This is a genomic window from Okeania sp. SIO2C2 (genome assembly GCF_010692625.1).
Classification (GTDB): domain Bacteria; phylum Cyanobacteriota; class Cyanobacteriia; order Cyanobacteriales; family Microcoleaceae; genus Okeania; species Okeania hirsuta.
Genome location: NZ_JAAHGM010000007.1, coordinates 76,678 through 103,193, shown reverse-complemented (window position 1 = coordinate 103,193; position 26,516 = coordinate 76,678). Strand labels below are relative to the sequence as shown.

The following is a 26,516-nucleotide window of genomic DNA, read 5'->3' as shown; positions in this document are numbered from 1 at the left end:
ATCGGAGAACTAAACTGTGAATTTTGTTAAGACTAATCAACAGCTCTTAAAGTTAGGACTGTTGACAATTACTACATTCTTTTTATATACATTTTTAGCAAAAGCTCTAGCAGATCATAACAATCTAGAAACAGAGCAAGGAACTATATTATTAGCTGAACTTCCCCGGAATAATCGGCGTATTTGTCTTCAACGTGGAGACAACTGGTCTGAAGTAAATTATTTTGAATCCAAGAACTATTTTGCCAATATTTGTCGTCAACCAAATGGTAAATTAATGTTAGTTGCAGGCAGAAAATCTAATCCGAATCAAGTTTTAGAGTTACCTGTAGAATTTAATCAAGGATATGCTGCAATTGATGGAAATAAAACTTTCAGAGTGAATGATGGTTCTTTTAGTCTAGCAATCAATGGTCTGGTCGTGAAGAGAGAAGAAATTACTTATCAACAACAATAAAACTAGGTATTGTTGATTTGCGATTGAAGCAAAAATTAAAAATTAAGATGTTAGAGTAATTATTTCCTCTATTCATTATGATCAATCAATACAAACAGTCTCTAATATATTTCGGTGGTCCTGTATATGTAGTGATAAAATTGTGGTCAGGCGATATAGCTGCTGCTAGTCTCCCCCTCTCATGTAGCGCAGCGAAACGCTTCATTTAGTTTCTATATCAATTGCTAATCAGAGCCATTGTTTGTGATTTTTATGGTCAACAAATGACTACATTTCATTACATTGGATGATGAGTTTACCCAGTTTTTTCTTAGTATATTTAATAGACCGAGAAACTTCAGCATACTTATTATTAACGTAATTCTGGAACCATTTTTTCGACACACCTGTTACAGGAATTAAAAAGTGCCAAACTAATTTATCAATTAATTCTTTGGCTTCATTACTAAATATAATTTATTTTACTATTTTCCACAAATTGTCACAGACAATTTTGACACTGATGTTTTTGTTTTTCTGAAGTGAATAATCCCATTTTTAACAATATAATTACTACCACAACTAGGGCAGAACTGAATTATAGAGATAGAGATTTTTATGATTACTTTCAATAGATAATAGGAGACTTTTTGGTTAGAATGTTTGGGGTTAATTCCTGATGATTTTATAGCTGATTATATGAAGCGTTTTGCTGCGCGACATGAAAGGCAGAGCCTAGAGGCAGCTATATTGCCTAGACAATAATTTTTAAATTTTTCAGCAGGAGAAAACGTAACTTGAGAGTACAAAGTTCTTCTAAAAAACGGTGTGCTCTCAAGACTGATAAGTATTACTGGAAAAGGCTTACCGAAGAATTAATAATTAAATAATTAAATAATTCAGGTTGAAAGCTTCCCCTTTCAAGGGGAAAAAAATAAATTTTTTCCTTTTAGTTAATCCTCTCCCTTTTAGGGAGAGGTAATTATCCATTATCCATTATCCATGGATGAAAGCACCTATGATTCTGAATCGATAGTTTTTAACCTTGAGTCCCTGAAAGCCTTGGCTAGCAATAGTTATTCCAAGAACTTTACACTGTCTAAAAACGTAATATTTTCAAGATTAATCTCAAAAACTAATAATTTATATTGACTTATCACTACATATACAGGACTATCACTTATCTAGTGTATATACAGCATTAATACCTACATCTCAATCCCAATAAAAAAATTTTCCAGTTTACAAAATTCTACCTTCCTGGTCATCAGTGACTACAACTTCATTTTCGTCAAAGGGTAGATCACCAGTGTTGGTTACTTCATAAGTCCAAGTAACTGTCTCGCCAGCAGCAATTTCTACTGCTTCCTCTATGGTGTCAGCATCTACACCATTAGTGAACTTTTCAATGTCAATACCAGGGTCTTGAGGATCTGGTTCGCCGTTAACGTAGTGACTAGGATCTTCGTCGGTGACATCATCAGCAACAACTGTACCAATATTTTTATAGATGACGTCACCTATGCTGTCAAAATCTAACCCAGAAATAGCACTGCTACCAGCAAGTTCAACTTCCCAAATAGGCGTTGCTGAAGCGCGGGTATGATTAGGGAAAAGAGCGATCGCCGACCAAAACAATAATTCCTATTATTCCTATTATTTGGATCAGGAGTTGGTACATCTCCAAATTTTAGAAGCGTGAATTAATACAAAATAATATTGCAGTTGCAGCATTGCCTCATAGCTTTGGTAAATTTTGGAGTGGAAAGCAAGTAAAAAGTTTAAGGCGTAAATATCAAAAATTACGGAGACAACTTCAGGAAGCTAAGAAACTGAAAAAAATCAAGGACATCGAAAGGCGTGAGCGCAGAATTATGACTCACATCAATCATGTAATTTCTCAACAGTTAGTACAATTTGCCCAAGACTACAACATGGGTTTACGGTTTGAGGATTTGTCGGGTATCAGACAAAGCTCACTTCAACGGCAGAAAACCAAGTCAGATGCTAGTAAAAACCGAGACCATTGGGCTTTTTATCAGTTAGAAGTTTTTACCAGGTACAAAGCGATTAGAGCTGGTATACCAGTGGAGTCTGTACCAGCACCATATACTAGCAAGTCAGACCACCGTAACGGTGTACTAGGTAAGAGAGTTAAGCATACTTTTACGGGATTTGATGGTTATCAATGCAATGCTGATTGGAATGCTTCACAAAATATTGGTCAATGGTTAGGTAAATCATGTCCTTTGAGTCTTCAGAAAGCTGTATCTGTAATGGATATGGATGATTTCAATGTAGGGGTCAATGACAGTCCCTCAACTGACGGTTGTAAAAACAGGGGATAAATCCGCCTGTTTTTACAACCGTCAGAATCCACGCGGATTTATCCCGTGGAGTGTCAAAAGATTATACCAATTCACAAAAATAATGCTATACTTCCGATGAACTTCAGTTATTAAGTAATAATAATCGTTTAGTAATGTTTATAACGATTATCGGCATTAAACCAAGATATCTTATCTCTTTTCACCCTACTCCCTACTCCTTTTTTCCCCTCCACCGGAGGGGTTAGGGGTGGGTCCTTACTCCCTACTCTCAAAAAGATGTAGCAATACTTTTGAGTTTGGTATTACAGGGTTGAAAAGAAGGCTGCATTCTTCCAGTATCAAGTCTTTGCAAATCTAATAATTGATTAACTAATCTCAAGAGACGACGAGAATTACGCAGTGCAATCGCACCTCGATCTAGAGATAAATCTCTGCTGGAATTAACTGCTTCTTCTAACAAACCGATCGTTAAAGTTAAAGGTGTACGAAATTCATGGGAGATATTTTGGAAAAATTCTTTTTGAGGCGGTCTGCTTCTATTAGTCGTTCAGCTTGTTGTCTGGTTGTTTGGTATAGACTGGATTGTTGCACGGCGATCGCTGCTTGGGAAGCTACTACCTCAGCTAGTTCAATTTCAGCAGCTTGCCATTGGTGTATGTCGTCATTGTGACGTAGAGAAATACTACCAATAATTTTACCATCGACAGTTAGGGGTACTACCATCAAAGCACGAGTATTAGAGCGTAAGGGTAGTTGATATTCGTTAAATTCCGGATTGATCTTCAGATCGCAAATTGCTATTGTTTTTTTTGTTTTTAGCAATTCCATTCAAACAGGATTACTACGAATGGGAACAAATGACTGAGGTAATTCTATTGCAGTTGATGATCGATCGTTATCAGGAATTTCTCTATATCAGTGAATCCAGTTAAAAGAATCCGAATAGTATTATGGTATTGGTTGGCAGTTAAACTCAAGAATTCTGTACCACTCATTTTGGGCATTCGCTGGTCTGAAATAATTACAGCTACTTCCTCAGATGTTTCTAGAATTTTTAGAGCTTCCAGTCCACTTTGGGATCCCAACACCTTGTATTCTCTGTGGAAAGTACGGTAAAGAAGGTCTAGATTGTCTAATTCGTCATCGACAACCAAAATTTTCGGTTTAAGTTTTTTTCTAGAACTCATGCACCGCTCTCCGTGCTTTCAAGTCAGTAATGATAAATTATGATTTAGCAAGTTACAGTTATAGATGGGACTCTATTGTGCTGGACAACCGAATGCTAGATGTCCATTTACATCTGTAATAATCAACCAAAAAGCAAATCACCAACTTTGGTACTTGCTTCACTGAAAAAAGGTGCTTCAATCACAGTGATTATTATCAATAATTTATTCATTATCAAGTTAATTAAATTTAATTAAGTGAATAATCTTGATCTTGTATAGCGCTTTCCTACGGAATGCTGGCGCAAATGCGCAGGCAACAGGCAACAGGCAACAGGTAATAAGGGAAATAAAAAGCTGATAATATCAGACTTGTAGCTATTGGGTAGTTCCTGTAATTTGTAAATATACCAGCACGCACTGCTATAGTTGATATTCAATAATATACAGTTGCTTAAAATGTTATAATTAGTGATTTTGATTCAGGATCAAAACAATTTTTACCTACAATAGAAAGTTTTCTGAATTTAAGAAAATTTTAATTATTTGGACTTTTGCTTCTTGTTATACATACTAAATTGTTAGTGGCCTTTCAACCTATCAACTAGTGCCCTGATTAGTATATATACTAAAAGCTGTAGTAGGCTGCTCAATATCATTTTTTAATCTAAAATCACTTTGCCTACAAAAATGACAAGATTTGTCAAAAATTCTAAAATATATTAGCTTTAAACTTTTAATCCTATTGCCTAATTAAGCAGTTGCCTTTTTTCAGATTTTTACACAACCTCAAGATGGCTACTACAGATATTCTAGCCTTTTATATAGAATTTAGATATAGTTAGTAAATTTATTGTGAACCCTCTATTTTGTTTATCAAAGTTTCTAGAACCTCAAGCAAAAAAAAAATTGTCTAATGAATTTAGTTTTTTCATCCGGATTGCTCAACCAAAAGATATCAACAGTATTACCGAAGTTTTGACTAATAGTTTTTACTCCTGTCAAGGAATTATGGGTTATGTTCGTCCTTTTTTACGACTAGGTATTTACGAAGATTTACGCAATCGCATTCGTTCAAAAACTGAGCATTATTTATGTCTTGTTGCTATGGTTGTCGAAAATACTGAGTCTACCAGGGATGTATCTAATACTAGAAAACAAGATTTGGTAGGAACTGTGGAAATTGATGTGCGTTCGCGAGGTGGGATGGATGTCCTCTTATTCAACTCTTGGCAATTAGATAATTTAGATAATTTTGAGTATGCTTATTTATCAAATTTAGCTGTTGATGCTAACTATAGAAAATTAGGAGTTGCTCAAAAATTGTTAAGTTATTGTGAGCATAAGGTATTAGGATGGGGTTTTTGTGAGTTATACCTTCATGTATTAGAAAATAATTATACTGCTCGAAGACTTTACGATAAAGCTGGTTATCAATTACAAGAAGTTGAGTGGACTTTCGGTTCCCTACTATTTGGGCAACCTCGAAAGTTACTTTTGCGTAAATCTTTTTCGAGTAACATTTAAGTCTCAAGAATAAGATTTAATATCAAGTCCGGTAGCATCGGTATTGTCAAGAAGAAGCAAGAGGGAAGAAGCAAGAGGGAAGAGGGAGAAAGACTTATAGCAGTTTTCATGTTTCATAGAATACAGAAATTTTTGCTTAAAGGCAGAAGCGGTGCGGCCCCGCGTCGGTGGCAGACGCAAGTGGTCAGACCCCGCGACGACAGCTCGCTTGCGGAATGCTTACTCCTGTGAGGGAATGTGCACTAAGAGAGGCACTTATGCTGAGGGCAGAAGTTTTGTAGTCAACATGAGTGAAAACCGCTATAAAAGTCTGAAAAAAACTTCAATTTCCTCTGTCACTCAATTTTTCTGCCCTTATCTGCTAAAAATACTCACATTTTAGGACTTACGCATGAACACTATTGGTAGGGTGTGTTTTGCTGTCGCATAACTCCGTTAACGCTCGGCGACATGTTTGCGGAGCATGACCATAGGAAAAAGCGGTAGCGTAACTGAGCAAAACCCTATATCTATATTTCAGTGCGTAAGTCCTGATGTTTAACCGATCAATTATTGCGCAAAAATCATCAATTCTTTCCCCCTACTCTGTAGGGACGTTGCATGCAACGTCCCTACCTACTCCCTACTTCCTCTTTTCCGGAGAGGTCTATTAACAATCTCATACGCCATTTACTCACAACATTACCTAAATTTGTTGGCAACCAAGCATCATATTGAGAATAAACAGGTAATCTTTTGATTAGTTGCCATCTTCGCGATTGCAACACTTTTGCTAAACCTTGATAATGGGGATGAGGATAATCAGGGTTGACTTCATCGTGGAGTCCAATTCCTCCTAAGTCACTCGCACCAGTTTCTACACAAGCTAATAATATTTCCGGTTTTGTAACTAAATTAGGAGGAATTTGTAACGCAATGGTTGAGGGCAAAATTTTACGAGCGATCGCTACAATATCTGGCAACAAATTGATGTCGAAAGCTTCACTATTCCATATTTGTCGCTCACCAGGACTGTAGGGTTGTAAAATAACTTCTTGAATATGACCCCATTTTTTATGAACATTAGCGATCGCTATTAATGTTTCTTTCCAGTCAGTTACAGTCTCTCCAACTCCTAATAATAAACCAGTAGTAAATGGAATTCTTAGTTCGCCAGCTAATTCTAATTGTTGTAAGCGTAAATGTGGTATTTTACTAGGAGCATTTTTATGAACTGTTTGTAGTAATTTAGGTGTCATCTGCTCCAACATTAGTCCCATTGACACATTAACTTGTTTTAACTCCTTCATTTCTGCTCTACTAAGTGGCCCAACATTAGTATGAGGTAAAAATCCTAAAGATAGAGCTAGTTTGCATAAATCATAGATTAATTGGAACCAAGTTGGTCTATTTTGGCTGTTTGGATGTACTTCACCACTCAGAATTAAAATTTCAATTACACCTTGATTTTTTAGGGACAGTAATTTTGCTTCTGCTTCTGATAGACTAAGCCATGAACTTTTACTTGGTTCTGAGCGAAAATTACAATAGGTGCAATGATTAAAGCATTCATAGGTAGGAACTATTGTATAAGCAGGACTATATGTAACAATTCTAGACATGGGTGAAGTATTAAATTTAATTAGTCAAATCTATATTAGAGAGACGAAAAAATTAGTGCGGTTGGAATAATTATTTCATAGAGGAAATACCTTTGTGGCAAGTTGTCAAAGAGGCTAAAACTAGCAATATGAGTAGTTGCTTGGGAAATTACCCAGAAGCAGTATATCGTCATATTTTTCAAATAATTCTAGAGCTAATTTTTGAAATTGTTCTGGTTTTAATAGTTCTTTTTTTCCTCTTTTTCCTTTTTGAAGGTTGCGTTTACCATTTTTGACTCCAACTTCACCTAATTGATTGTATTTTTTGATTATTTCTCAGGCATAATCATCATTAATACCTATAGCGATCTCACTATTTTTCACTGTCCAACCTCATGATACTTTCCACAATAAATGCCACCTTCACAGACTCTACTGGTTCTACAGTTTTTTTATACCTTTGTTTGAGTTCATCTGAACTCAAATAATTTGCTAAATATACTTTTCTTGGCATTTCATTAATCCTATAGTAATCCTAAATAGGTTCTGGCAAAATTCCATACTGAAAAAGCTTTGGGAAATCGAATATTTGACCATCTGCAAAAAACTTAAATAGCCACTTAACTACTTTAAAAGAATTGCAAAGATGATCATATTTTCTGATGAAATTTTTGGCTGGTAACCAAATATCTTCAACAGGATTTTGCTCCGGAGCATTTGGAGCCAACTTTGTACCATGTATCAACCATTCTTATATGCGATAAATTTTGATTAATTAACATCAAATATTCTCGAAATTCTTGAGATTTATGGTAAGTTGCTCCCTCCCAAAATATTGCCAATCTTTTACCCGGTTTTCGCGCTTTGCAAATATTTGATAAATTGTAAGCATTCAGCAGTCAGCTATCAGCTTTATTACCTTTAAAGGAGAAAAAAGCAATTTTATCAAAGCTCTCAGAGTACGAATTTCTGGTTGAGAATGTAGTAGAACTTAAACGAATGCTTGCTTCATTCATTAAAAAGCTGAAGTCCGCAGTTCCGACTATAGGAGGATAGCTGACCGCTAATAGCTGAATGCTTACGAAGTAAAAGAGGTAGATATCCATGAAAATATAGATAGCACCTTAATGATTTTACAAACTCGTTTAAAAAGAAAACCTAATTATCCATAAAAATTCAATAGTTTAAGTTCCCAGCTATATTAATAGTGTTGTGGGTGTTAATGGGAGGTGTTATATCAAATCCGGTTATACAGTTATTGCACTTTCTACTTCCATTCAATGCAGACATAAAATGCTGGAATATCCCCAAATAATTCCCACTTTCTTCCTACTGACTCCTGACTCCTAACTCCGCACTCTTAACTCCGCCGATTATTACGATAACTAATGATCCGGATACTATATCAATGTCCAATTGTAAACCTTGAAAAGCTGTTGAAGAAGGAGACAGGAGACAGGAGACAGGAGACAGTCGGAAAATTACATGGGGATTCGCTCCCCCAAGTAATGCGTGAACACCCCCGTTGACGGTGGGGTATTAAACCCACAAAGAAAATGATAATGCAGCTCCTCTGTAATAGGTTTGCTGATAGCTGAGTGCTACTTCAAATAAGTTATTTTTTATTGACTTTTAAACATAAATATGATACATAATTAACATGATAAACAAAACTTATAACTGAGTTAAACAACACTATCCTTAACACCCCTTTACAAAACGAAATAAACTAGCTATATTATTAACAACGGGGCAGGAAAATAAATAAACACCTGCACCACCGTACCTCGAAAATTTCATACATACATAACAGCAATCATACATTATGACAACTACCTTACAACAGCGTGAAAACGCCAACGTATGGGAAAAGTTCTGTAGCTGGATCACCAGCACAGACAATCGTTTATACATCGGTTGGTTCGGTGTATTAATGATCCCCACCCTTCTCACAGCTACTATCTGCTACATCATCGCATTCGTAGCAGCTCCTCCAGTAGACATTGATGGTATCCGCGAACCCGTCGCTGGTTCCTTAATGTACGGAAACAACATCATTTCCGGTGCAGTAGTACCTTCCTCCAACGCTATCGGTCTACACTTCTATCCTATCTGGGAAGCAGCAAGTTTGGATGAGTGGCTATACAACGGTGGCCCATACCAGCTAGTAATCTTCCACTTCCTCATTGGCGTATTCTGCTACATGGGTCGTGAGTGGGAATTATCCTACCGCTTAGGTATGCGTCCTTGGATCTGTGTTGCATACTCTGCTCCAGTAGCAGCAGCAACAGCAGTATTCTTAATCTATCCTATTGGACAAGGAAGCTTCTCTGATGGAATGCCTTTAGGAATCTCTGGAACATTCAACTTCATGTTGGTATTCCAAGCAGAGCACAACATCTTAATGCACCCATTCCACATGTTAGGTGTAGCAGGTGTATTCGGTGGTTCTTTATTCAGTGCAATGCACGGTTCCTTAGTAACATCCAGCTTAGTACGTGAGACAACAGAAACTGAGTCTCAGAACTACGGTTACAAGTTCGGTCAAGAAGAAGAAACTTATAACATCGTAGCAGCTCATGGCTACTTCGGTCGTTTAATCTTCCAATATGCATCATTCAACAACAGTCGCTCTTTACACTTCTTCTTAGGAGCATGGCCAGTAGTAGGAATTTGGTTCACAGCATTAGGTGTGTCCACAATGGCCTTCAACTTGAATGGTTTCAACTTCAACCAGTCCATCATCGATTCTAGTGGTCGTGTGGTAAATACTTGGGCAGACATCATTAACCGGGCTAACTTAGGAATGGAAGTAATGCACGAGCGTAATGCTCACAACTTCCCTCTAGATTTGGCTGCTGTAGAAGCTCCTTCTATCAATGGTTAATTTATAGTTGATTGATTGAATTTTAAATTACTCAAAAAACCCCTCCCTTTGGAGGGGTTTTTTTTTGATTTCTTTGATGGAAAATTCAAGATGAAAGTTAGATAAATATGAAAATTACTAATACAATCACAAAGCCAATATTTGTTAGTTGCACAGCTCTGGCATTAATATTTGTTGGGTCTTTCACTAAAGAAGTAAATGCACAAAATGTAACATCAGCTCCAGGAGGTAGCACAGGTTGGAATCCTGTTTCTACTACAAATGAGTCAAATTGTGCAGCTAAAGCAGTACAGAAAATGAGCAGTTTAGTAGCAACAGGACTAATCAAAACTGTTACTGGTTCTTCTTCACGGTATGCAAGAGGGAATGCTGTTTTTAATATTGTCTGTCATAAGGATGGTAAGTATGTTAGGGTTGATATTATATGTTTTGGTACTTGCGCAAATGATACTTATGACATTCGTTCCCAGATAGATAAAATGATGAAATGGTAAATCCCACCTTCATCTAAATTATTCAAAAAATCAAATTTTCTTAGAATTTAGTTTTTCCAACGCCTCAAATATTCTTGCTTTTAAATAACATATAAATAAGACTTAAACAAAAACACTATATGTAGTCTGTAACATATTAAAACTATAACGTTATAGTTTTTCAACATAGAAATCTATGAAGAAACCTGGTTTTCGGGTTCTCCTGCTGAAGTCCTGATTCAGTTTATGATAAAAAATAAAATATTAAATATATAAGCTGAATTTTTATGGAATCTGCTGTCAATATTCCCACTGAAGCTAAGAAACCAGAAAAATTGCCAGTTGTGCAAACTACTAATTTGGGTAAATTTTACCGCACTGGTTTTTGGATGAATCAAAAAATAGAGTCTCTTAAAAGCTGTACTTTGAAAGTTTATCAAGGAGAAACTTTTGGACTTTTAGGACACAATGGTGCAGGTAAAACTACTCTACTTAAAACTTTATTAGGAATTGTACGCCCTACATCTGGGTCGGGAATTTTATTAGGGCAGCCAATAGGCGATCGAGTAATTAAAGAAAAAATTGGTTACTTGCCAGAAAATCCTTACTTTTATGAATATTTAACTGGATGGGAATTTCTAGAATTTGTAGCAGGATTATTTCAAATACCAATATCAATACAAAAACAAAGAATTCGAGAATTACTTGACCTAGTCGGATTGTCTAAATCCACAGCTATCAGAAAGCAATTACGTCAATATTCTAAGGGAATGTTGCAAAGAGTTGGTATGGCGCAAGCTTTGATTAATGACCCTGAGTTAGTATTTTTAGATGAACCTATGTCAGGTTTAGATCCAATGGGACGTTATCAAATCAGAGAAATTATTATTTCGCTCAAAAAACAAGGGAAGACTATTTTTTTTAATAGTCATGTTTTGTCTGATGTGGAGAAAATATGCGATCGCATTGCTATTCTGGTAGAGGGAGAATTAATTTGTATTGGTACTTTAGATGAAGTATTAGGAACTAATGAAAGTTATTATGTTAAGGGTAAAAGTGGTAATCTTAAGATTCTTAAACAATGGATACCAGATTTAGAATTTGAGCATAATTTTTGGCAAGGTCATTTGCGGGGAGACCCTAAAGAATTTTTAGTTAGTTTGGGATTAATGAAAGCTACACTGATGAAAATGAATATAGAAAGGCTTAGTCTAGAAGAGTATTTTATGCAGCAATTACGAGAAAAGGGAATTTTTTCTAGTAGAGAATAGGGTAATATGATGTGCCCCTCCGAGGGAGCTACGCTATAGGTTAAATACTTATAAATAACTTAGTGAGGAATGAGGAGCCATCGGATCGGTGACGTACAGGAGTCAGGAATTGGCGTTGGTAAATCAAGAGATGAAACTTTAAGAGTAGTCTGTTTCTGATACCTCTAAATATTTTACCAAAATAAGTGATGGGTATCACCCCTAGTAGAAAATCATCTTACCAATTACCAACGCCCAGGAATTAGAAGATTAGAAAGGATATCAAGTAAAGATTATTTAAATATTTCGGTAGTCCTGTATATGTAGTGATCAGTCAATATAAATGATTAGTTCTTGACATTAATCTTGAAAATATTAAGTTTTTCCTGCTCAAAAAAAATCAAAATTATTGTCTAGGCGATCGCTACATATTGTCAGAAATAAAAATATCAGGAATCAACCCCAAGTATCCTGAAAAAAAGTATGCTATTATCTATGACAGTAATCATAAAAAAATCTCTATAATTCAGATGTCAAATTATCAATTAATCTGTCCTAGTTGTGGTAGTAATTATATTGTCAAAAACGGGACGATTCACAACAAAAAACAAAAATATCAATGTCAAAATAGTCTCTGAAAATTTGTCGAAAATAGTCACAGAAATTATATTAGTCATGAAACCAAAGAACTGATTGATCAGTTATTACTAGAAAAAATTAGTTTGGCTGTTATAATTCCTGTAACATGGTGTGTCATAAAAATGGCTCCAGAATGATGTAAATAATAAGTAATAAGTATGCTCATGTTTCACAGTCTATTAAATGTACAAAAAAAATAGGTAAACTCACTATCAAATGTGATGAAATGTGGTCATTTGTAGGTAATAAAAATCACAAACAATGGCTCTGGTTAGCTATGGATATAGACAGTAAAGAAATTGTGGGTTTTTACTTAGGGGAAAGAGGAGAAAAAGGGGCATTAGGATTGTGGAATTCATGACCAGGTATAGCGCTGTGCGCAGGCAACAGGCAACAGGCAACAGGCAACAGGGGGAATAAATTGCTGATAATATAAGACTTTTAGCTATTTGGCCTCTCCTGCAATTTGTAAATATACCAGCGCTCATTGCTATATCTATAGACACTGTGCAGTTTGTTATACAGATTTTTGGTCAGCTGATGATCTTGTTTTTCCTAATTCAAGACATAAGTCAGTGGGGAAAGAAACAGGTTTAACATCTTAATATAGAAAGATTAAATAATACTTGACTTCAAAGAATTTCTCGGTTGGTCAGAAAAACTTTATCCTTTCCTAAAAAGCTAGAAAACCATTTAGGAGCTACGCGCGTATTTTATTGATCATTATAATGAAGCGATGGCCTGACCACCATTTGATCACTACATATACAGGACTACCAATATTTCTTCGGTACTGTCAATTCTTAAATGTTATTTATAGCTGATTATCTGATAGCGTAGCTCCCCCGGAGAGGCACATAATATTAAGTATGCAGCCCTATTTTTAATATTATTGTTAATGTTTTGTATTGTTGGTAATAATTATGTTTTTCATAACCAATTGAAAATTATAAAGTTGTCATAAAACCTATGATTTATAATTATTGAAGTTGGAATAATGCGCTTAGAGTTATAGAGCAGATGATTATTTTTAAGTGTTTCATCAACAACTATTGATACTACATTTAGTATGAATTTAGAATCTATATAATTTTACATAAAACTGTTCTATTCTCTATAAAAATAGTTTCGTAATATTCTTTGATCTTCATTGCTATATAAATATAAAATTAATTAATCAAAACTTTTTTGATTAAATTTTTATTGTCTTTTTTCAGTCTTCTAGCAATAGTAACTTCTAAAAAAATTTGCCAGGCTTTCAGAGAAAAAAATGCTGGTAATAATATATTTATAGCTGTTAATAATTGTTTTTGTTTGAAAGCAACTATACCCCAATGTAAATTTATATATTGCCGTATATCTTCAAGTTCTGGAATTAGATTAGAATACTTTTTATGAACTTTAGTATATATTTTTTCTTTTATTAAAATATTAGTATTACAACGTTTTTTCAAAGGAATTTTCCTGTCATATCCTCCTATCCAAATAGTACGGTAAACTAAACATTGGTTGAGAAAAATAGCATCACCAAACTCAGTAATTCTAATCCAAGAATCAATATCATCGCAACTCCTTAAATTAGTATCCCATCCTCCAGATTCTAAAAAAGCATCCCGACGAAAAGCAACTTGAATAGGAGTACCAAATGGCAATGATTCTAGTAACATCCCATAGTGAATATCTTCTTGGGAAATATAAAATGCTGTTCCAGGTCCTCTTTTATAAGTACGACTAATTTCTACCTGATGACAATCAACTTGTGCTGCCTGACAAGAAAGAATCACTGCTTGAGAATGAAGAATAATTGCTTTAGTCATTTCCTCTATACAATTAGCTGCCATATAATCATCATCATCTAAAGGTTTTATCCAATCTCCATGAGCATTTTGCACCCCTAAATTCATTGTTGCTGCATGACCTTGGTTAGAAGAAGTACAATAGTAAATTACACGATCTCCTAAGCTATTGACATATTTTTTTGTACCATCTATTGAACAGTCATCAACTACTATTATTTCACATTCAACCGTTTGTTCTAATGCCGAATTAATTGCCCGTTTTAATAAATCTAAGCGATTATAAGTTGTAATTACAATACTAAATTTCATTGGCAACTTTTCCTCTACAATTGCATTAATAATATCAGAAGATAAACTGTAATTTATATTAAAATCATAGTTGCAAATTTTACAATTTTTTATTTACATTATAGCGAAAAAAACTACTGCTACACCAACTTTTACTCTACAATTGCATTAATAATATCAGAAGATAAACTGTAATTTATATTAAAATCATAGTTGCAAATTTTACAATTTTTATTTACATTATAGCGAAAAAAACTATTGCTACACCAATGAATTTACCTATATAAAGATATGCTGTTTGTAATTGATCTACTGTTAATTATAACTGAATTAGTAATATTGCTTCCTCTGCTTGTAATTATCTTCAGTATAACTATGTTCCTGTAGATAATTACAATATATTTTTATCTCTGCTGAATTCAATAAAGTTTGTAGTAAATTTTCAAAAAATTATGCTTTTACAGAATTGTAAAGTATTAAATTTAAAATAACGGTTATAGTTATATTTGAATATTGAAAGATTATTTTCATCCCATTCTCATAGTTTCAATATCAAAGATATATATCTAGAAGTTATTTTTGATTGTTCATCAGTCATCCGTTAATATTTTAAACAGGTTCGTTGAAGACCCTTACGCCTCTGGTTAAAAAACTTATAGTATATATTGATGGCAGGTTGCTCATTTCCATCACACACTTGTTAACACAGTTCCTCCACAGGAGGCTAACTATTCACTTTTGACGGATTAAAATTACTCTTGTACAAACAACTTAACGTATGTCAACTGCCCCTGATAATTAGTTAGTTTTCCATAGAAAATAAGATTGCTAGTTTTAAAATCTAGCTTACTTAAATCTACATCTACTAATATCTCAAAATTATAAATATCTAAGTTTGATATTGCAATCTTAGTTGATAATTATGTTATAAAATTGTATCAAATAGTTTAGTCGTCAAAATTTATGATTGATAAATCATAATTAATAGTGTTTTTATCAAATTTTTTTTAGATATTACTGAACCTATGCCACTAATAAAATGCGATTAATCCAAATATGTACAGTGACGATATGGCTAACGCCACGCTCCGCGAACCCGAAAAAAGCATCACGGGCAAGCAGAAATACGTTCCCATCGTACAACTAGATGACGATATTTAAGTTGATACCACCCACCCGCAACGCTCTTGTTGAAAACTAGGTACAGAAATTTTGATCGGTCGTCCACGTTTCTTTTTGCCTTTCCAAAGTCCCTTAGGAAGTTGAGGTCTAATCCCTCTTACTAGATTAAATATTTTTTGATAAACAGTAGTCAATTCAGACATGGTATCTTTAACGAAGTCAGAAGTTATTTTTGTAACGGGGATTTTGAGCAACCCTACAAAAATATTTCGCCTTAAAAGGCGGGGTTTTAGACCAATTATTTTGATAAAAGTGTGATACTTTTTATACATTTAATGATACCCCTATCATGCTGGTTTTTCTGGCCTGATCGGGAGATTTAGACAAGGTCTAGGAATATTGTAGGTGATTGAGATAAAATATATATACATAGACTTTGCTACAGTTTGAGGAATAGGAAATAAAGACTGTCTATCAGGGCTTACAAAAAAAACACTTATAATATATAACTTAAAAACTAGAGTGCTCCACTATATATGGAGTTTATAACTGAAAAATTTGTAAATCCTATCTATAAGTGTATATTTTTTTATATCGTTAAATGATTGTAAAAGATAGTTAAGAATTAACTGTTTTTGCTAGTGCAAGCGAGTATGATAAAGTATAAAGCTAAACTAAAGTTAACAAAAATTAGTAAGCTCTTGGATGAAATTAACACCCAGGGGTAAAGAAGCGAATAAGTTAAACTATCGAAGGATTTATAGCAGCAAGAAAAAAAGTTATTGTCACATACTTTATTGTCACAAAATGTATTGATATTCATAACTTGTGACTTAATTTAAAAAGTAATTTTTAACTTGAAATTGAGGAGAAAAAATTAATGGCGATCGCTACAATTAATCCAGCAACAGGAGAAACAATAAAAACTTTTGAACCAATCACAGATGCAGAAATTGAAACAAAACTAGAATTAGCAATCACAACTTTTGGTCAATATCGTCAAATTTCCATGACTCAACGTGGGGAATGGCTATTAGCAGCAGCCGATATTTTAGAGAAAAATGCTGAAAAATTTGCCAAAATAATGACCCTAGAAATGGGTAAAACTCTGAGTGGAGCCATCGCCGAAGCTAAAAAATGTGCCCTAGTCTGTCGCTACTATGCAGAAAATGCAGCAACATTTCTCGCTGATGTCCCAGCACAAACTGACGCAAGTAAATCCTTTGTCCGTTATCAACCATTAGGGCCAGTACTAGCTGTCATGCCTTGGAATTTTCCCTTTTGGCAAGTTTTCAGATTTGCAGCACCAGCTTTAATGGCAGGAAATGTAGGTTTATTGAAACACGCCTCTAATGTTCCCCAATGTGCTTTGGCCATTGAAGAAATATTTAAAGAAGCAGGTTTCCCAGAAGGAGCATTTCAAACCCTATTGATAGGTTCCGATAAAGTAGCAGGCATCATGGCAGATGACCGAGTAAAAGCAGGAACTTTAACTGGAAGTGAACCAGCAGGAATGGCTTTAGCAGCAATAGCAGGTCAATCAATCAAAAAAACTGTTTTGGAATTGGGAGGTAGCGATCCATTTATAGTATTAGAAAGTGCTAATTTAGAACAAGCTGTGTCTACTGCTGTTACAGCTCGGATGTTGAATAATGGCCAATCTTGTATTGCAGCTAAACGCTTCATCTTGGCAGAAACCATTGCTGAAGAATTTCAACAGCGCCTATTAGAAAAATTTGAAGCTTTGAAGGTAGGAGACCCTATGTTGCCAGATACAGATATTGGTCCTTTGGCAACTCCATCTATTCTTCAAGAGTTAAATGCTCAAGTAGAAGCTTCTGTTGAGAAAGGAGCAAAAGTTCTGACTGGTGGTCATCTTTTATCTGACAGTCCGGGAAATTTTTACCCTCCTACTATTTTGGCGGAGATTCCAGTAGATTCCCCTGCTTATAAAGAGGAGTTTTTTGGTCCTGTTGCCTTGATATTTCGGGTTACTAATATTGATGAAGCAATAGAACTGGCCAATAACTCTCCTTTCGGATTAGGTGCAAGTGCATGGACTACAGATACAACCCAGACAGATAGGTTAATATCAGAACTAGAAGCAGGTGCAGTTTTTATCAATGGTTTAGTCAAGTCTGACCCACGTCTGCCTTTTGGTGGGATTAAACGTTCTGGCTATGGTCGAGAACTGAGCAAAGAAGGAATTCTAGAATTTGTCAATATTAAGACAGTTTGGATTAAATAATTCAGTATTTGGCGATAAGATAAATAAAGTTAATCTTGTCTACCTACTTAATACCTGTTAGGAGTTATAGCAATTACTTAAAATATTGTCATACTTAGATTTGATATTTCTCAATCCTAGAAGTTGAATTGAGTGCTTAGTATGTAATAATTGTGATTATTTTCAGAGTGATTTTTACACCCCAATCAAATATAGTGTTGCTTTTAAAAGTGGGTATCATACCAAATCCGGTGTTGAAAAGCCCCTTTTAAAACATTGACTAAATCTTTAATTAGAGCAAGGATTTAGGCTATAAAAATAAGAGATGTATGAAAACCGGATTTGGTATTAGATGTGATATCAAATCCGTTTGTACAGTTATCGAAAAACTTTCTTCTATATGTGAAGTAGTAGGGATGCTCCATAGAAAGTCCCTACATATTCCTACTATGGAATCCTAACTTCTAACCCCTAACTCTTAACTCTTGACTTCTAAGTTATCAAATAACTAATTATCCGGATTTGATGTGAGGTATTATAGGATGTTTAGCAAGTATAATTTTTGTATCTAAAATAATTCCGAATCTACCTTTAACGCTTTCCCTATTTCAGGAGGATTAACTGGAGATTAGACAACTTTACCCACTAACAACTTTGAAAGCATCATCTTAGATTCAATCTAACAATAGGCAAGAAAAATAATTTTTATATCTACTACTCAGGTATATTTTTTACTGCCTGTGAGCTGCTTTAACCAAATGTTAAATTGATTTCGCACAGATACTTAATTACCTGGGAAAAAAAAGTTAAATAGAGGTTTGATTTATCTTTATTCCGGAAAAGAAAAAAATAATCATTTATAGAATTTGTGTTTTAAAATTAAGCATTATATTTCAGCCTGTAATTTTAGATAAATAGTCGAAATTACTTTTCGCTGTACCCCTAAATCTATCTGAATTTAAAGTTAAAACTTTCGATTTAGTTTTCTACCACCTTTGATCAAAGGAGAAAAATAGAGATGAACACTGCAGAATTATTGGTAAAATGCCTCGAAAATGAAGGAGTAAAATATGTATTTGGACTCCCTGGAGAAGAAAATCTAAACATTCTAGAAGCTCTCAAAGATTCCCCAATTCAATTTATAACTACCCGACACGAACAAGGTGCCGCTTTTATGGCAGATGTCTATGGTCGTTTAACAGGAAAAGCAGGAGTTTGTTTATCAACATTAGGCCCTGGAGCGACTAATTTAATGACAGGTGTTGCTGATGCTAATTTAGATGGGGCACCTTTAGTAGCAATTACAGGTCAAGTTGGTACTGATAGAATGCACATCGAATCTCACCAATATTTAGATTTAGTGGCAATGTTTGAGCCAGTAACTAAATGGAATGCTCAAATTGTTCGTCCTAGTAATACACCAGAAATTGTCCGCAAAGCATTTAAAGTAGCTCAACAAGAAAAGCCTGGCGCAGTACATATTGATTTACCTGAAAATATTGCGGCAATGTCTGTAGAAGGGCAACCTTTGAATCGTGATAAGCAAGAAAAATCTTATTCTGCTTATCAAAGTATGACTGAAGCAGCAGTAGCAATTTCTAAAGCAAAAAACCCTGTAATTTTAGTGGGAAATGGAGCGATTCGGGCTAATGCAAGTGAAGCTTTAACAGAGTTTGCAACACAATTAAATATTCCTGTTGCTAATACTTTTATGGGTAAAGGTGTGATGCCTTATACTCTTCCTCTGTCTTTATGGACTACAGGATTACAACAACGGGATTATATTACTTGTGCTTTTGATGAAACAGATTTGGTTATTGCAGTTGGTTATGATTTGATTGAATATTCACCAAAAAAATGGAATCCTCAAGGTGAAATTCCGATTATTCATATTGGAGCAAAATATGCGGAGATTGATAGTAGTTATATTCCGATAGCTGAAATAGTTGGAGATATTTCAGATTCTTTGAATGAAATTTTACGACGTTCTGAGCGAATGAATCAAGTAAGTCCGACTGTATCAGAAATTAGAACAAATCTTCGCTCTGAATATGAGGGATATAGTAAAGATAATGACTTTCCAATTAAGCCTCAAAAACTAATTTATGATTTACGTCAAGTAATGGGCCCAGAAGATATTGTTATTTCTGATGTTGGTGCTCATAAAATGTGGATTGCTAGACATTATCATTGTGACCGTCCTAATACTTGTTTGATTTCTAATGGATTTGCTGCAATGGGTATTGCTATTCCTGGAGCGATCGCTGCTAAATTAGTCCATCCTGACCGCAAGGTAATAGCTGCAACAGGAGATGGTGGGTTTATGATGAATTGTCAAGAGTTGGAAACTGCTTTGCGGGTGGGTACTGCTTTTGTGACTTTGATTTTTAATGATGGTGGTTATGGTTTGATTGAGTGGAAACAGGAAAATCATTTTGGTAAGTCTTCTTTTATTAAGTTTGGCAATCCAGATTTTGTTAAGTTTGCTGAAAGTTTTGGTTTGAAAGGTTATCGAGTTGAGTCTGCTACTGATTTAATTCCTACTCTGAAGGAGGCTCTTGCTCAAGATGTTCCTGCTGTGATAGATTGTCCTGTTGATTATCGGGAGAATGTTCGTTTTACTAAAAAGTCAGGTGGTTTAAGTTGTTCTATTTAGTTAGAAGTAGATTTTAGTAGGAGATTTTTCAGCAATTTATGATTGGTTATTGCTTGGTTGCTGAAAAATAATCTGGAGTTGGAGAGTTTCTGTATTTTCAGGAGTTAAGTAGAGTGGGAAATATAAACATAAAGGATTTTGGCGCATTCCTCCATTGGTAGATAAATTTTTTACCTCTGTGTGAGTAACCTCAGTTGAAGAAGCAGAGGGAAAAAATTTGCTTACCAAAAATATCCCATTTCCAGATTAGTTTGATTTTTTTGAGAATCATATTTGAGTAAATATTCACATGGATAAATAGGGGTTGCTGATTAAATCTAAAAGCACTGAAATATAAAGGTTTTAGCATTTTTTAGTTAAAAAAAGTCCAAGCTTTTAGGTCATAATGGTTCAAAAAATTAGCATTTTAGGCTCATAGCTGCGCAGAATAATCAAGGGATTATTCTTCCTCCTACCTCCTCTATAATTCCCATTTCTCCTGTCTCCTGTCTCCTGTCTCCTACCCTTACCCATAAGACTTTTTCAGCAAACCCTAAATAAATTTTTGACTCTTGTGTGACTAACTTTAATTAAAGTGATAGAGGGAAAAATTTTTGCTTACCAAAAGTAGCCTCTTTCCAGGTTAGTTTGATTTTTTTGAGAATCATATTCGGGTAAATATTAGTAACCCACATTCCGCACCACAAACATACTACAAAGGTATTTTTAACGAATAATGTGGATTACAGCCTCTATTTTTGAGAATTGATATTAATAGCCTGTGTAATATGTATTTTTACCTATGATTTTCATAATTATTATCAGGCAAGGTTTTGAATGCTTAGTCTAAGATACTACATTTTGACGTGCGGAATGTGGGTTAGTAAGCGATCGCCTACAAATTCTGGAGATTTTCTCCTCCAACCTAAACAACTTCAGTTGAAAAAGTAGAAGTCAAAAAGTTGCTGACCAGAAGTATTCTTTTTTTGAGATTTGTCTGATTTTTTTGAGCATCATATTCGAGTAAATATTAGTAAGCGATCGCCTCCAAAATTCTGAAGATTTTCGATTTCTACCTCAGCAACTTCAATTAAAAAAGTAGAGAGAAAAAAAGTGGCTTACCAAAAGTATCCTTTTTTGACATTAGTTTGATTTTTTTGAGCATCATATTTGAGTAAATATTCGTGAGCGATCGCCTCTAAGTTACGGAGATTTTCTACTTCTAATTTACAAATCTCAGTATCGGTAGATAAAAGAATAACTTGATGACTAGCAGAAGGGAAATAACGTTCTACTAAATTCTGACGGTGGGATGAATCTAATCTACCTAAAGGTGTATCAATAGCGACGGGTAAATGTCTACCAGAAACCCTTGCCAAACCCCACAAAAACGAAATTGCTAAAAGCTGTTTTTCTCCAGCAGAAATGCGATGTTTAGGAACAACTTGCCCTTGATTATCGTAGAGAGAAAGAGCAAAGTTATTAGTATCAATAGCCACGCGATGTACCAAATCTGATTTATGCAAAAGATAGCGGAAACATTCAGTAACTTCCATCTCTAACTTATTCAATTTTTTCAAAGTTAACTTCTCCTTAAATAACTGCAAAGTTTTCTTCACTTTGCCAGAAGATTCAATGATATTTTGAATATTGTGACGTTCGATAGTTTCATCAGTATAATTAAACAATTCCTTCTTAGTTTTAGTAATAGCATCCTCCAATTTTTTACAATCGCGATCGCTATTTTCACAAGCTATCTGTATCCTAGCTAACTCAGTTTGTGCCTCCTCTAAAGCAGTTTCCAAAATTTCATAAGCTTCCGGAGATGCCGCACTTACCAACTGCTTTTCCAAAACATTAATTTCCACTTCAAAATCTTTGAGACGAGTTAAACTTTCCCGAGCATTTTTCCGACAATTTTCAATCTCATAGCGCAATAAATTTTCTAGTAAAGTTAACGCCTCCTCATCTGCCAATAACCAAGGTTCATCACTTTGATTAATCTCCTCTTCAATCATCAGATTTTCTTGATTAAGAAACCTTTGAATTTTACTAATTTTGCCAGCAGGAATAGACAACTCATTCAGATAATTAACTAAACGTCGGTCTCTTTCCTGAAAAGCATCCAAAGCTATTTCTGCCTCATGGCGTAAAATCTCTACATCACCCTGAGAACTTGCTTGTTCCAAAAGAGGAGAAATTAAAGCCAGAGGTAAAGCTCCCGCAGCAAGTTCAATCATTTCCTGACGAGCATTCTCCATATCTAACTCTATATCTTTAAACTCTTGTTCTAACTGACTTCTCTCCCCAGCAATTTTTCCCCCTTCCGAAACAAATTTTCTCATCGCTTTTTGCTGTTTTTGTTGAGCCTTTTTTAACTGCTTTTGCAAATCTGCTAATTTTTCCGTAGCAACTTCCAAATCTGTCTTTTGTTGATGGAGTTTTTGTTCAATTTCTTCTAAATTTTTTAATTCTGTAGTTTTAGTAATTTGTTTCTTTTTCCGAGTCACCAAAATATCTAAATCTGTTGCCAGGCGTTCAGCTAATTCCAGTCCTAATAATGATTGAATTGCATCTACTACTAAAGGTGGAGGAATTTCTAGTTCAGCCAACTCTTTTACCTGCTCTCCATCAAATAGAAATAAGTTAGAAATTCCTAAAGGTAAGAGATTTTCTATATATTCATCCCAGGCATTTGCTAAGTAAGAATCAGGCCATTCACCATCAAGAATTCCTAGACTATCTTTGCCATCTTTCGGATTTTTTTCCCAGGTACGAACTACGCGATATTCCACAACTTGGTCATCTTGAATATGTTCAAAAGCTAATTCAATGCGAGTTTTTTCTGTAGGGGGAGTATTACGATTTACGCATTGGGAAAGAAAGTCGCCATAAGTTAAATTTCCCCTAGTTGAACATTGGGCGCGATGACCGTAAAGTGCGAGGCGAATGGCATCTAAAAGAGTAGTTTTTCCTCCTCCATTCATACCTCCAAATAAGATGATGGGGTGGGGGCGATCGGTAAGGGTAGGGCGGAGGTTTATTGTTTGTTTACCGGAGTAGGGTCCAAAATTTTGTAAGACGAGTTCTAGGAAAATCATTTTTTAGGGAATAGGGAATAGGGAATAGGGAATAGGGAATAGGGAGTAGAGGGAAAGGTAGTGGGTTAACGAAGTAAGAAGTCAGAAGTCAGAAGTTATTTTTGTAACGGGGATTTGAGCTCCGCTCCAAAAATATTGCGCCTTAAAAGGCGGGGTTTTAGACCCATATTATTTTGATAATTAACTTGATTTTTTTATTCTTAGAATTTACCTTTTTTCGGTAGGAGATAAGTTTGACAAATCCAATTTTCTTATCAACCAACGCCCGAATTTTTGCCTTTGACTTAGACTGAGAAAAACAGAGGTTTTCCACAGATGAGTTTTCCAGAGAAATTTTCATAACTTTCTAGTCATTGTTAAATTTTTAGGGTAGGGGGTAAGTCTGAGAAATAGAATTTTCTTGTAATTTTTGCCTTTGACTTAGACTGAGAAAAACAGAGGTTTTCCACAGATGAGGTTTCCAGAGAAATTTTCATAACTTTCTAGTCATTGTTAAATTTTTAGGGTAGGGGGTAAGTCTGAGAAATAGAATTTTCTTGTTAACCAACGCCCGAATTTTTGCCTTTGACTTAGACTGAGAAAAACAGAGGTTTTCCACAGATGAGTTTTCCAGAGAAATTTTCATAACTTTCTAGTCATTGTTGAATTTTCCCAGTAGAAGGTAAATCTGACAAAGAGAATTTTCTTGTAATTTTTGCCTTTGACTTAGACTGAGAAAAACAGAGGTTTCCCACAAATGAGTTTTCCAGAGAAAATTTCATAACTTTCTAGTCATTGTTAAATTTTCCCACAGTAGATAGGTCTGAAAAAGAGAATTTTCGTGTCAAGCAACAGATAATTTTTGCCTCTGACTCAGACTGGGAAAAAGAGAGGTTTTCCAGAGATTAGTTTGCCAGAAAAATTTTCATCAACAGATAATTTTTGCCTTTGATATAAGACTGGAAAAATAGAGGTTTACTAGAGATGAGTTTGCCAGAGAAATGTTCATAAATTCCTAGTCACTGTTGAATTTTTCCTGTAGGAAGCAAGTCTAACAAATAGAGTTTTACTGTCAACCAACGCCCGAATTTTTGTCTTTGACCTAGATTGGGAAAATAGAGGTTTACAAAAGATAAATTTTCCGGAGAAAGTTTCATATGTTTATTTCTCCCCTGCTCCCCTATTCTTCTGCTTTCCCACTCCCTTACTCGATATCTGCCGAATTTTGACGAGAAAATTTCATATTTGCCCAACTCAATTGTTTAATTTTCTCTGAGACTTTTCCTCGATCGACAGCTTCTTTGAGGTCTCTTTTATTATGAGCGTTTTGAATAGCTTCTTCCTTGGAACGAGAACTTGTTTCAAAACATTGTTCGAGACTTTCATAAATTTTATATCGGTGAGACTTAATATAATATTGCCGCTCTGTATCTAACAGTTTTGCCATAAGTTCAAGGTGCATTTCATCCCCATTACATATTTCTTCTAATACTGACCATTCATCACTACCTAAAAGACTTATTCCTGCACCAGGACGACAGTCTAAAAATTTCTCTCCTGTTACTTCTTCATATATACGGGGTAAACTATCATCAAACTCATGTTTTTCCTCTAACCATATGCGTCTAATTTCACTCAATTCTTCTAAAGAAATGAGAGTAATATTTCGCATATTTTCTGGTGCAGTTTCACGAATTTGTGTTTGAGCTTCTAATAGTTTTCTCAGTAAAGTATCTCGCCATTCTTTTTTGTATGGACCAGGAATTGGTTCTACAGATACTTCACCATCTATATTTCGTTCAAATAGTTGAACTGTACCCCAAATTCGCCGAAAATCTCTTTTATCTCTATCAGAAATATCTAGTTCCCGACGCAAATCTATCAGAGGTTGTAACCATTCTTTTTCCTCATCATTTTGAATCATTGCTGACATAGATTTATCACTATCTACTAAGGTACAAACCCAACATCCAAAACGAGAACTTCCACAACTAGGAGTAGAGGTATCAACTACTAATGGACATTCATTATCTTCCGTCGCACCTCGATACATTGCTAGTAAATCTTTATTACTATTTCCCCAAGGATTTTCCCACTGCATTAAATATAGCCAAACTTCATCAGTTCGCCAGTCTTCAATAGGAGAATAAATTAAAGAATTAAGTAAATTGGCATTAGGACTAAGCCTTTCCCGAACTCGTTTTTCTTCTAGTCTTTTCATTGTTCTAGCGCGGTTAACACTTTCAGCTTTACGAGTACCTAAAACTAGGATAACTTCTCCATTATTTCGTACAGCATTACGAATAAAAAGATTAGATGGTTCAATTTTTAAACGTCCCGTACACCATCTAAATTTTAGGCGGGGTGCGGGATAACCTTTACCAATTAAACCTACCCAATATGTATATTGAATATCTGGTTGTAGAAGGTGAGTTTCTATTGGCATTTTCTGTTTTTGGGCAACTCTCTCAATGTTTTTTAGAGATTGTTTTACCCAAGCAGAAACATAAGGATTTTCTACTCGTGTATCAGTAGTAATTACATAAATTTTTTTAGTTCTTTTTTCTACTGGCAAAGTAGCGATCGCATTCCATATAAGTTGTAAAACTGCGGTACTATCTTTTCCTCCAGAATATCCAACAATTAAGGGGATTTCATCAAGGCAATATAATTCTTGAATTTCTATAGTTAGCTTTTCTATATCTTTGATTAGTTCAGCAGTTGTCCGCTCTGGAAAAAGAGATTTTTGTATTCCTACCATTTTTCAAGACTCCTAAAATTTTTTTTAATTTATTCTGTATGTTTATGTTTATGAGATAAATACATTTTGGCGATGCTATTGTAAAGCTTCTATTCTGGGGAAAGATTCTTTTTCATTTGGCAACCACAGCTGATTACTATTAAATTCCTTCATTGCTACTATCTTTTCCTCCAGAATATCCAACAATTAAGGGGATTTCATCAAGACAATATAATTCTTGAATTTCTATAGTTAGCTTTTCTATATCTTTGATTGGTTCAGCAGTTGTCCGCTCTGGAAAAAGAGATTTTTGTATTCCTACCATTTTTCAAGACTC

20 protein-coding genes and 3 pseudogenes are annotated in these 26,516 nt (G+C 34.8%); 9 read left to right on the top strand and 14 right to left on the bottom strand.

Translation table 11 applies throughout. The annotated features are described in order from the left end of the window. Window positions 1-16 precede the first annotated feature (16 nt). The gene (locus F6K18_RS06955) at window positions 17-457 is read left to right on the top strand and encodes a hypothetical protein (RefSeq protein ID WP_124147332.1); all 441 of its coding nucleotides are present in this window, start codon (window positions 17-19) and stop codon (window positions 455-457) included. Between the two features lie 1,221 nt (window positions 458-1,678). Here the strand turns inward: F6K18_RS06955 and F6K18_RS06950 are convergent. Continuing rightward, window positions 1,679-2,074, bottom strand: coding sequence for a hypothetical protein (locus F6K18_RS06950; protein WP_287519717.1), 396 nt, complete (start codon window positions 2,072-2,074; stop codon window positions 1,679-1,681). Window positions 2,075-2,169: 95 nt separating this feature from the next. Here F6K18_RS06950 and F6K18_RS06945 point away from each other — a divergent pair, with 95 nt between their 5' ends. Continuing rightward, window positions 2,170-2,784, top strand: coding sequence for a transposase (locus F6K18_RS06945; RefSeq protein ID WP_287519716.1), 615 nt, complete (start codon window positions 2,170-2,172; stop codon window positions 2,782-2,784). 283 nt (window positions 2,785-3,067) lie between these two features. On the opposite strand, the pseudogene F6K18_RS37255 reads toward F6K18_RS06945, so the two are convergent. Then, window positions 3,068-3,639 (bottom strand): annotated as a pseudogene (locus F6K18_RS37255) (GAF domain-containing protein); the annotation flags it as partial. After that, window positions 3,639-3,953: a response regulator gene (locus F6K18_RS37250; protein WP_375341296.1), complete on the bottom strand. Its 315-nt coding sequence runs from the start codon at window positions 3,951-3,953 to the stop codon at window positions 3,639-3,641. The pseudogene F6K18_RS37255 and the gene F6K18_RS37250, both read right to left, overlap by 1 nt. A gap of 888 nt (window positions 3,954-4,841) precedes the next feature. On the opposite strand from F6K18_RS37250, the gene F6K18_RS06935 reads away from it, so the two are divergent. Next, on the top strand, window positions 4,842-5,459 hold the full coding sequence (locus F6K18_RS06935) for a GNAT family N-acetyltransferase (RefSeq protein WP_240038813.1): 618 nt from the start codon (window positions 4,842-4,844) through the stop codon (window positions 5,457-5,459). A gap of 611 nt (window positions 5,460-6,070) precedes the next feature. On the opposite strand, the gene cofG is transcribed toward F6K18_RS06935, so the two are convergent. The 3 genes and pseudogenes from cofG to F6K18_RS06920 all read right to left on the bottom strand — a co-directional run. Continuing rightward, complete coding sequence (gene cofG / locus F6K18_RS06930) at window positions 6,071-7,060, bottom strand: 7,8-didemethyl-8-hydroxy-5-deazariboflavin synthase subunit CofG (RefSeq protein WP_124143730.1); 990 nt, start codon at window positions 7,058-7,060, stop codon at window positions 6,071-6,073. A gap of 352 nt (window positions 7,061-7,412) precedes the next feature. Then, the gene (locus F6K18_RS06925) at window positions 7,413-7,553 is read right to left on the bottom strand and encodes a hypothetical protein (RefSeq protein WP_287519713.1); all 141 of its coding nucleotides are present in this window, start codon (window positions 7,551-7,553) and stop codon (window positions 7,413-7,415) included. Between the two features lie 21 nt (window positions 7,554-7,574). Next, a pseudogene (locus F6K18_RS06920) lies at window positions 7,575-7,924 on the bottom strand (IS630 family transposase); the annotation flags it as partial. A 940-nt stretch (window positions 7,925-8,864) separates the two neighbouring features. Here F6K18_RS06920 and psbA point away from each other — a divergent pair. The 4 genes and pseudogenes from psbA to F6K18_RS37245 all read left to right on the top strand — a co-directional run bounded on the left by psbA (window position 8,865) and on the right by F6K18_RS37245 (window position 13,033). Then, window positions 8,865-9,926: a photosystem II q(b) protein gene (psbA, locus tag F6K18_RS06915; protein WP_202218252.1), complete on the top strand. Its 1,062-nt coding sequence runs from the start codon at window positions 8,865-8,867 to the stop codon at window positions 9,924-9,926. A 107-nt stretch (window positions 9,927-10,033) separates the two neighbouring features. Next, window positions 10,034-10,420: a hypothetical protein gene (locus F6K18_RS06910; protein ID WP_287519710.1), complete on the top strand. Its 387-nt coding sequence runs from the start codon at window positions 10,034-10,036 to the stop codon at window positions 10,418-10,420. Window positions 10,421-10,686: 266 nt separating this feature from the next. After that, window positions 10,687-11,670 (top strand): ABC transporter ATP-binding protein, encoded by a 984-nt coding sequence (locus tag F6K18_RS06905; RefSeq protein ID WP_287519709.1) that lies wholly within the window; start codon window positions 10,687-10,689, stop codon window positions 11,668-11,670. A gap of 509 nt (window positions 11,671-12,179) precedes the next feature. Beyond that, a pseudogene (locus F6K18_RS37245) lies at window positions 12,180-13,033 on the top strand (IS1 family transposase). A gap of 424 nt (window positions 13,034-13,457) precedes the next feature. On the opposite strand, the gene F6K18_RS06890 reads toward F6K18_RS37245, so the two are convergent. Further along, window positions 13,458-14,396: a glycosyltransferase family 2 protein gene (locus F6K18_RS06890; protein WP_287519707.1), complete on the bottom strand. Its 939-nt coding sequence runs from the start codon at window positions 14,394-14,396 to the stop codon at window positions 13,458-13,460. A gap of 1,136 nt (window positions 14,397-15,532) precedes the next feature. Next, window positions 15,533-15,700 (bottom strand): hypothetical protein, encoded by a 168-nt coding sequence (locus tag F6K18_RS06885; RefSeq protein WP_287519706.1) that lies wholly within the window; start codon window positions 15,698-15,700, stop codon window positions 15,533-15,535. A 677-nt stretch (window positions 15,701-16,377) separates the two neighbouring features. Here F6K18_RS06885 and F6K18_RS06880 point away from each other — a divergent pair. Both F6K18_RS06880 and F6K18_RS06875 read left to right on the top strand, forming a co-directional pair. Further along, the gene (locus tag F6K18_RS06880) at window positions 16,378-17,745 is read left to right on the top strand and encodes an NAD-dependent succinate-semialdehyde dehydrogenase (RefSeq protein ID WP_287519705.1); all 1,368 of its coding nucleotides are present in this window, start codon (window positions 16,378-16,380) and stop codon (window positions 17,743-17,745) included. A 997-nt stretch (window positions 17,746-18,742) separates the two neighbouring features. After that, window positions 18,743-20,380 carry an acetolactate synthase large subunit gene (locus F6K18_RS06875; protein WP_287273748.1) on the top strand — a complete coding sequence of 546 codons (1,638 nt, stop codon included), beginning with the start codon at window positions 18,743-18,745 and terminating at the stop codon, window positions 20,378-20,380. 36 nt (window positions 20,381-20,416) lie between these two features. Here the strand turns inward: F6K18_RS06875 and F6K18_RS06870 are convergent, their stop codons facing one another. The 6 genes from F6K18_RS06870 to F6K18_RS06845 all read right to left on the bottom strand — a co-directional run bounded on the left by F6K18_RS06870 (window position 20,417) and on the right by F6K18_RS06845 (window position 26,504). Further along, window positions 20,417-20,608 carry a hypothetical protein gene (locus F6K18_RS06870; protein WP_287519703.1) on the bottom strand — a complete coding sequence of 64 codons (192 nt, stop codon included), beginning with the start codon at window positions 20,606-20,608 and terminating at the stop codon, window positions 20,417-20,419. Between the two features lie 162 nt (window positions 20,609-20,770). Further along, window positions 20,771-20,893, bottom strand: coding sequence for a hypothetical protein (locus tag F6K18_RS06865; protein ID WP_287519701.1), 123 nt, complete (start codon window positions 20,891-20,893; stop codon window positions 20,771-20,773). Between the two features lie 584 nt (window positions 20,894-21,477). Beyond that, window positions 21,478-23,460: a DNA sulfur modification protein DndD gene (gene dndD / locus F6K18_RS06860; RefSeq protein WP_287519700.1), complete on the bottom strand. Its 1,983-nt coding sequence runs from the start codon at window positions 23,458-23,460 to the stop codon at window positions 21,478-21,480. Between the two features lie 472 nt (window positions 23,461-23,932). Further along, a complete protein-coding gene (locus F6K18_RS06855; protein WP_287519698.1) occupies window positions 23,933-24,085 on the bottom strand; it encodes a hypothetical protein in 153 nt (50 codons plus the stop codon). Window positions 24,086-24,643: 558 nt separating this feature from the next. Continuing rightward, window positions 24,644-26,200 (bottom strand): DNA phosphorothioation system sulfurtransferase DndC, encoded by a 1,557-nt coding sequence (gene dndC / locus F6K18_RS06850; protein WP_287519696.1) that lies wholly within the window; start codon window positions 26,198-26,200, stop codon window positions 24,644-24,646. A gap of 139 nt (window positions 26,201-26,339) precedes the next feature. Beyond that, window positions 26,340-26,504, bottom strand: a complete 165-nt coding sequence (locus tag F6K18_RS06845) for a hypothetical protein (protein WP_287519694.1) — start codon at window positions 26,502-26,504, stop codon at window positions 26,340-26,342. Window positions 26,505-26,516 lie beyond the last annotated feature (12 nt).

Excerpts from the sequence above, each read along its gene's own strand:
- F6K18_RS37250 (WP_375341296.1), bottom strand. The coding sequence starts at position 3,953 with ATGAGTTCTAGAAAAAAACTTAAACCGAAAATTTTGGTTGTCGATGAC.
- cofG (WP_124143730.1), bottom strand. The coding sequence starts at position 7,060 with ATGTCTAGAATTGTTACATATAGTCCTGCTTATACAATAGTTCCTACC.
- F6K18_RS06925 (WP_287519713.1), bottom strand. The coding sequence starts at position 7,553 with ATGCCAAGAAAAGTATATTTAGCAAATTATTTGAGTTCAGATGAACTC.
- psbA (WP_202218252.1), top strand. The coding sequence starts at position 8,865 with ATGACAACTACCTTACAACAGCGTGAAAACGCCAACGTATGGGAAAAG.
- F6K18_RS06910 (WP_287519710.1), top strand. The coding sequence starts at position 10,034 with ATGAAAATTACTAATACAATCACAAAGCCAATATTTGTTAGTTGCACA.
- F6K18_RS06905 (WP_287519709.1), top strand. The coding sequence starts at position 10,687 with ATGGAATCTGCTGTCAATATTCCCACTGAAGCTAAGAAACCAGAAAAA.
- F6K18_RS06890 (WP_287519707.1), bottom strand. The coding sequence starts at position 14,396 with ATGAAATTTAGTATTGTAATTACAACTTATAATCGCTTAGATTTATTA.
- F6K18_RS06885 (WP_287519706.1), bottom strand. The coding sequence starts at position 15,700 with ATGTCTGAATTGACTACTGTTTATCAAAAAATATTTAATCTAGTAAGA.
- F6K18_RS06880 (WP_287519705.1), top strand. The coding sequence starts at position 16,378 with ATGGCGATCGCTACAATTAATCCAGCAACAGGAGAAACAATAAAAACT.
- F6K18_RS06875 (WP_287273748.1), top strand. The coding sequence starts at position 18,743 with ATGAACACTGCAGAATTATTGGTAAAATGCCTCGAAAATGAAGGAGTA.
- F6K18_RS06865 (WP_287519701.1), bottom strand. The coding sequence starts at position 20,893 with ATGGGTAAGGGTAGGAGACAGGAGACAGGAGACAGGAGAAATGGGAAT.
- dndD (WP_287519700.1), bottom strand. The coding sequence starts at position 23,460 with ATGATTTTCCTAGAACTCGTCTTACAAAATTTTGGACCCTACTCCGGT.
- F6K18_RS06855 (WP_287519698.1), bottom strand. The coding sequence starts at position 24,085 with ATGAAAATTTCTCTGGAAAACTCATCTGTGGAAAACCTCTGTTTTTCT.
- dndC (WP_287519696.1), bottom strand. The coding sequence starts at position 26,200 with ATGGTAGGAATACAAAAATCTCTTTTTCCAGAGCGGACAACTGCTGAA.
- F6K18_RS06845 (WP_287519694.1), bottom strand. The coding sequence starts at position 26,504 with ATGGTAGGAATACAAAAATCTCTTTTTCCAGAGCGGACAACTGCTGAA.